The organism is Chitinophaga sp., from assembly GCF_035564935.1.
Lineage (GTDB): Bacteria > Bacteroidota > Bacteroidia > Chitinophagales > Chitinophagaceae > Chitinophaga.
This window is the reverse complement of sequence record NZ_DATMTE010001014.1, coordinates 1-7,025: the sequence shown is the minus strand read 5'-3', so window position 1 is coordinate 7,025 and position 7,025 is coordinate 1. Positions and strand designations below refer to the sequence as shown.

6 protein-coding genes are annotated in these 7,025 nt (G+C 47.8%); all 6 read left to right on the top strand.

The window, feature by feature from the left end; all coding sequences use genetic code 11:
* Nucleotides 1-188: 188 nt before the first annotated feature.
* Complete coding sequence (gene kduI, locus VN105_RS26340; protein WP_325645862.1) at nt 189-1,031, top strand: 5-dehydro-4-deoxy-D-glucuronate isomerase; 843 nt, start codon at nt 189-191, stop codon at nt 1,029-1,031.
* Complete coding sequence (locus tag VN105_RS26335) at nt 991-3,276, top strand: DUF4861 family protein (RefSeq protein WP_325645860.1); 2,286 nt, start codon at nt 991-993, stop codon at nt 3,274-3,276. Before kduI ends, VN105_RS26335 begins: the two co-directional genes overlap by 41 nt.
* Nucleotides 3,277-3,328: 52 nt before the next feature.
* Nucleotides 3,329-4,090, top strand: coding sequence for an SDR family oxidoreductase (locus tag VN105_RS26330; RefSeq protein ID WP_414647266.1), 762 nt, complete (start codon nt 3,329-3,331; stop codon nt 4,088-4,090).
* 29 nt (nt 4,091-4,119) lie between these two features.
* A complete protein-coding gene (locus VN105_RS26325; protein WP_325645858.1) occupies nt 4,120-5,172 on the top strand; it encodes a LacI family DNA-binding transcriptional regulator in 1,053 nt (350 codons plus the stop codon).
* Between the two features lie 21 nt (nt 5,173-5,193).
* Complete coding sequence (locus tag VN105_RS26320; RefSeq protein WP_325645856.1) at nt 5,194-6,387, top strand: glucuronyl hydrolase; 1,194 nt, start codon at nt 5,194-5,196, stop codon at nt 6,385-6,387.
* 18 nt (nt 6,388-6,405) lie between these two features.
* The coding region (locus VN105_RS26315) for a DUF2264 domain-containing protein (protein WP_325645854.1) at nt 6,406-7,025 on the top strand (620 nt) is incomplete at its 3' end.

The window sequence follows — 7,025 nt, the reverse complement described above, 5'->3', positions numbered from 1 at the left end:
ACGTAATGGAACTGTCTTTTTAACCTGTAAAAGCAGCTACATTGGAACGGAGAGATTTTATCACAAAGAGATCATAGCGGAAGCGATAAGGGAGCAAAAAACCATCCGCAAACACTATCATGAAATTATTAAGCTGAACGGCCGTATTCAGCTATTCTTATCAATAACCTGAAATATTAAAATACGATATGAGTACTACGTTTGAATCAAGATATGCCAGCAGTCCGGCTGAAGTAAAGCAAATGGATACTGCACAACTCAGGCAGGCCTTTTTAATGGAAAAGATCTTTGATGCAGATCATATTGCATGGACGCATACGCATTACGACCGTTATCTTACAGGCGGGGCAATGCCTGTGAAAGGCCCGGTAACACTGGAAACAATTGACCTGCTGAAGGCTGCTTATTTCCTGGAAAGAAGAGAGCTGGGAATGATCAACGTAGGTGGTGATGGAATAGTAGAGGTAGATGGAGAGAAGTTTGAACTGGCGTACAAAGAAGCGTTATACATCGGCAAAGGAAAACAACAGGTGATCTTCTCCAGTAAAAATCCGCAAACGCCCGCTAAGTTTTACCTGAACTCCACACCGGCACATCATAGTTATCCAACCCGTAAAGTGTCCAAAAAAGAAGCAGAAGTAGTAACACTTGGCGCGCTGGAAACTTCCAATCACCGTACCATTAACAAACTGCTGGTGAACAGTGTGCTGGAAACATGCCAGCTACAGATGGGTATGACAGAGCTGCAACCAGGCAGCGTATGGAACACCATGCCGGCGCATACACACGACCGCAGAATGGAGGTGTATTTTTATTTTGAAGTACCGGAAGGGCAATCTGTATGTCATTTTATGGGACAGCCACAGGAAAGCCGTCATATCTGGATGCAGAACGAACAGGCGGTGATTTCCCCGCCCTGGTCTATCCACTCCGGCGCAGGCACCAGTAACTATACTTTTATATGGGGAATGGCCGGTGAAAACCTGGACTATGGTGATATGGATCATTGTAAGATCACTGAACTACGTTAATGAACTGATAATAGCTGCTATCATGATGATGAAAACAATTATCGCAGGAAGCTTGCTGGGCTTGTCTTTCCTGCAAGCCGGCCTGCCGGTGTATGCAACAGGACCTGTTACCGGCCGGCATGCTGCGGTTGCTGCCGACGCTTATACTGCGGCTGCTGTACGGGCGCAAATGGAAAAAGTGGCTTCCTGGCAATGGCGTCATATTACGGCCAATGGCTGGAATCATGCACCTACTGATTGGACCAATGGCGCCATGTATGCCGGCATGATGTCGCTGGCACAGGTAACTTCCAATCCATTCTTTATTGACCGCCTGGTACAGGTAGGAAAAGATAACGACTGGAATACGGGGCCGGACCGTTTTTTCGCAGATGAATACTGCGTAGGACAGTTGTATTCGCAATTGAATAGTGTGTATAAAGATCCGGTGATGACAGAGAAGTTCCGTAAGCTGGCCGATAGTATTGTTGCGGCGCCGCATACGGAATCGCTCGAATGGAAAGATGGTATTCATCACCGGGAATGGGCCTGGTGTGATGCGTTGTTTATGGGGCCTCCGGCACTGGCTTATTTAAGCACTGCTACCGGCGATCCCCGCTACCTGGAAACCGCAGATAAGTTATGGTGGAAAACCACCGATTACCTGTATAACAAGCAGGATAGTCTTTATTACCGTGATGGCAGTTACATCGGTAAGAAAGAAAAGAATGGTACCAATGTATACTGGAGCCGTGGTAACGGCTGGGTAATGGGCGGCCTGGCACGTATGCTGGATAATATGCCGGCTGGTTACGGAGGCAAGGCACGTTTCCAGGATCTGTATAAGCAAATGGCTTACCGTATAGCAGCACTGCAAACAGCAGATGGTACCTGGCATGCAAGCCTGCTGGACCCGGACAGTTACCCGGCAAAGGAAACAAGCGGTACCGGCTTTTACGTATATGCGTTAATGTGGGGTGTGAATAACGGCCTGCTGCCGGAGAAGGAATTTTTACCGGTGATAAGGAAAGGCTGGGAAGCGCTTACCGGCTGCGTACAGCCGAACGGCAAACTGGGATTTGTACAGGAAATAGGTGCTGCACCGGGGAAAACCACAGCAAGTGATACAGAAGTATATGGCGTAGGTGCGTTCCTGTTAGCGGGATCGGAACTGATTAAGTATGATCTCCGGAAAAGTGCTGCAACCCACCTGGTCATCTCAAATAATACCGGTATTAACAGGATAGAAGAAGTAACAGAAATTCCTTATGCCGCATTCAGCGGAAAGCTATCCAGACAAATCCTGAAGAGCTTCAAAGTGACAGATGTATTGAGCGGACAGGAAATTCCTTACCAGTTGATTTATGAAGGCGGTAAATCTGCAAAAAAGATATTGTTACAGGTAACCGTACCGGCAGCGGCAAGTTTATATGCAGCAGTAGTGGAAGGCACTCCTTCGCCTGTAAAAGCAAAAGCCTACGGCCGTTATGTACCGGAGCGTAAAGACGACTATGCCTGGGAAAATGACCGCATGGCCTATCGTATGTATGGTAAAGCGCTTGAACAGGTGCCAAAGGAAATGGCCTATGGTATTGATGTATGGGCAAAACGTACTACCGATATGGTAATTGATACCTGGTATAAACTGGATAATTATCACCACGATAACGGGCAGGGACTGGATTATTACAGCGTAGGGCTAACGCTGGGAGCAGGCGATACAGCGCCATCCGGAGTAGACACTATCTACTTCCCTAAAAATTACCGCCAGTCGAAAACACTGGATAACGGTCCGTTACGCACTACTTTTTCCCTCACCTACGATACCTGGCAGGCGGGTAATACTGCTGTTACAGTTACCAAAACCATTTCGCTGGATGCAGGTTCGCAACTTAATAAAATGCAGGTGCAATACAGCTTCAAAGGGAATAACATCCCGGTGGTAACGGGTATTGTGAAACGCAAAGAACCAGGTACTGTGCTGCTGGATGAAAAAACAGGCGTAATGGGTTACTGGGAACCAGTGCATGGAGAAGATGGTACGCTGGGCGTAGGCTGCGTTTTTGCCCGCGAAACCCCCGGTATGAAAACAGACCATATTCATTTGCTGAACCCCGGAACCGCCGTAAACGGACAGCCCTATGAATACTATTTCGGGGCTGCATGGAACAAGGGCGGAAGGATCACTTCAGCAGAAGAATGGTTCCACTACCTGGAAACATTTGCCCAAAAAATTAAACAGCCTTTACAGGTAAAAATTCAATAACTTTTTCAGCAGGCCGGTGAATGGCCTGCTGAAAAGCACCCTCTCATTTATCATGGATTTATTTCAGTTAAAAGGAAAAACTGCGCTGGTTACCGGCTGCAAACGCGGTATAGGAAAAGCAATGGCAGTGGCACTGGCTTCCGCAGGTGCAGATATTATCGGGGTTTCCGCCTCCCTGGAACTGAACGGCAGCGAAGTGGAAAAGGAAGTAACGGCATTGGGCCGCAGTTTTAAAGCCTACCAATCCGATTTTTCCGACCGGGCCAGTCTTTATACATTTATCAGGCAACTGGAGCAGGACGCGCCGGTAATAGATATCCTGGTAAACAATGCGGGTACTATTCTCCGGAAGCCCGCCGCAGAGCACCCGGACGAGTACTGGGACGAAGTAATTAACATCAACCTGAACGCCCAATTTATCCTGACCCGTGAAATCGGGAAAGGAATGATTGCCCGTGGAAATGGAAAAGTTATCTTTACAGCATCTTTGCTCACCTTCCAGGGCGGGATCAATGTACCGGGATATGCAGCCAGTAAAGGCGCTGTAGGGTCGCTGGTGAAAGCATTTGCCAATGAATGGGCCTCAAAAGGCGTGAATGTGAATGCCATTGCCCCGGGCTATATTGCCACGGATAATACCGCGGCCCTGAGGGCAGATCAGCAACGCAGCAGCGCTATACTGGATCGTATTCCCGCAGGCAGGTGGGGTGAACCGGAAGATTTTGCAGGACCTGTAATATTCCTCGCCTCAAAAGCAGCGGATTATGTACATGGCACTATCCTTACAGTGGATGGTGGCTGGATGGGAAGATAAAGAACATTTACAGCTAATAGCCGCTATACATGAGCAAACGTACTGAAAAAACGATTGTAGATATTGCAGAAGAACTGAAACTCTCTGTATCTACGGTATCCCGGGCCCTGAATGATAATCCTAACATCAGCGCACGTACGAAAGATAAAGTGAAGAAGATGGCCCGCAAGCTGGGCTATCGCCCCAATGCACTGGCTGCCGGTTTACGCAATAATAAAAGCAAAACCATCGGGCTCATTGTGCCGCGTATCTCCATGTTCTTTCCTGCTACCATCAGTACCATCATTCAAAATAAGCTGCAGGAGCATGGTTATAACCTCATCATCTGCCAGTCGAACGATTCCTATGAACAGGAAGTAGCGCTGGTAAATACGCTGTATTCAGCAAGAGTGGATGGTTTGGTAGTGTCTACCACCTTATATACCACCGACTTTTCGCATTTCGATGTATTCAAGGATAACAAAATACCATTAATATTTTTTGACAGGGTACCCAAAGATTATAATGTAAAAGTAATTAAGGGAGATGATTATGTAGGAGGCTATACAGCCACCACTCACCTGATAGAAAAGGGATGTAAAGACATTGTTCACATATCAGGCCCGTTGAGCTGCAATCTTTATGTGGAAAGGGTAGCCGGCTATAAAAATGCCTTGCAGGAATTTAAATTGCCGTTTAAAAAAACACGGGTGTTCTACCACGAACTTACACGCGATAATGCCTGGCAAACCTGTGAAAAAATATTTGCGCAGCCACCATTTCCCGATGGCATATTTGCCTCCAACGATACTACTGCCATTACCATTATGCAGTATTGCCGTAAAATCAATGTAAGGGTGCCGGAAGACCTGAAAATAGTGGGTTATTCCAACGATCCCCGCACTGAAATAGTTACGCCGCCTGTTACCAGCATTGACCAGTATCCGGCCATGATGGGGGAACGCGTGGTAGCGGCCCTTATGGAGCTGATCAATACGGCGCCTTCCGGTACACCACGTTATTCGCAGGAAATAATACCTATTCAACTGATAGCCCGTGAATCTTCCGCCGGTACAGCAAAGCGCGGCGGAAAGAAGAAATGATCATACTATAATCACGTTATTATGAAAAAGAACCTGTTCTTTACAGTACTGTTATTGCCCGCGTTTTTTATGCAATCGTATGCACAGGCGGGAAAAGCAGATAAGGCTTTACTTGCCAAAGCGGATGCCACACTGCAATTTGCCGCCCGGCAATATAAGCTGATGATGACCCATGTGCCCGATACCTTATTACCACGCAGCACCAACAAAGATGGTAGCCTGATGACCTCCAACTCCGGCTGGTGGACATCCGGTTTTTATCCAGGCACCAACTGGTATCTTTTTGAGTATACCAGGGATCCGGCTTTTAAGAATGAAGCCCTTAAGAGAATGGCGCTGGTACAAAAAGAACAATATAATACCCATACGCACGACCTCGGATTTATGATGTATTGTCCCTTCGGAAATGCGCTGCGGATCACCAAAGACACTGCTTACAGGAGTATCCTGCTCACCAGCGCACAGTCGTTATCCACCCGCTTTAATCCAACAGTAGGTTGTATAAAATCATGGGATCATGGCGCCTGGAAGTTCCCGGTGATCATCGATAACATGATGAACCTGGAGCTGCTCAACTGGGCTACCCGTGAAAGCGGTGATAAGAAATTCGCAGATATTGCACGTACACACGCCAACACCACTATGAAGCATCATTTCCGCCCGGATTACAGCTCTTACCATGTGGTGGACTATGACCCTGCTACCGGCGCCGTAAATGCCCGTAAAACGCACCAGGGACTGGCAGACAGTTCTGCCTGGTCGCGCGGACAGGCATGGGGCCTGTATGGATATACGCTCATGTACCGCGACACAAAAGATAAAGCTTACCTGGAACAGGCCCGCCATATTGCCGATTTCATCCTGAATAACCCGCATATGCCGGCCGACCTGGTTCCATACTGGGATTATGATGCACCGGATATTCCCAATGCATTGCGCGATGTATCAGCAGCATCTGTAGCTGCATCCGCCTTGCTTGAACTAAGCCGCTATACGAACAAAACCGACGGAAAACGTTACTGGAACGCGGCGGAGAAAATGCTCACGAGCCTCTGCAGCCCCGCATACCTGGCAAAGGAAGGAGAGAACAATGATTTTATATTGATGCACAGCGTAGGGCACCTGCCTAACAAATCGGAAGTAGATGTGCCGCTTACTTATGCTGATTACTATTTTGTAGAAGCATTACTGCGGTATAAACAATGGGCAAAATAACCCGGTAAATTTATTTACATGAACAGGCGTTTTTTTATCAAAGCTATTCCCATGGCGGGCATAGCCAGTACAATAGGTTCAGAAAAAGGAGTCCTGAAAGCGATGGCTGCAGAAAAGCCGTTGCCGGGCGACAGGGCATATAATGTGGACCTGATGCTTCGTATATGCCGTCCCGTTATTGAGCAGTTAAGTAAAGGACAGCTGAAAGCCACTATGCCTACAGAAGTGGCGCCCAAGTACGGAAAGCCGGTGGAGAAAGTAACCTACCTGGAGGCGTTTGGCAGAACCCTTGCCGGCATTGCACCCTGGCTGGAGCTTGGAGATGATAATACACCGGAAGCGGGTAAACGTGTAGCCATGCTGGAAATGACCCGTAAAGCAGTAGCTATGGCAGTAGACCCTGCATCGCCCGATTACATGAACTTTACCGGCAAATTTGATGCACAGCCGCTGGTAGACGGCGCCTTCCTGGCGCATGGACTACTGCGTGCGCCAAAGCAGGTATGGGCGCAATTACCGGCAAAAACGCAGCAACAGGTGATTGATGGATTGATCAGCTTACGCAGCATTAAAGCATTTACAAATAACTGGGTACTGTTCTCCGCCATCATTGAAGCAATGTTGCTGAAGTTTGGCGC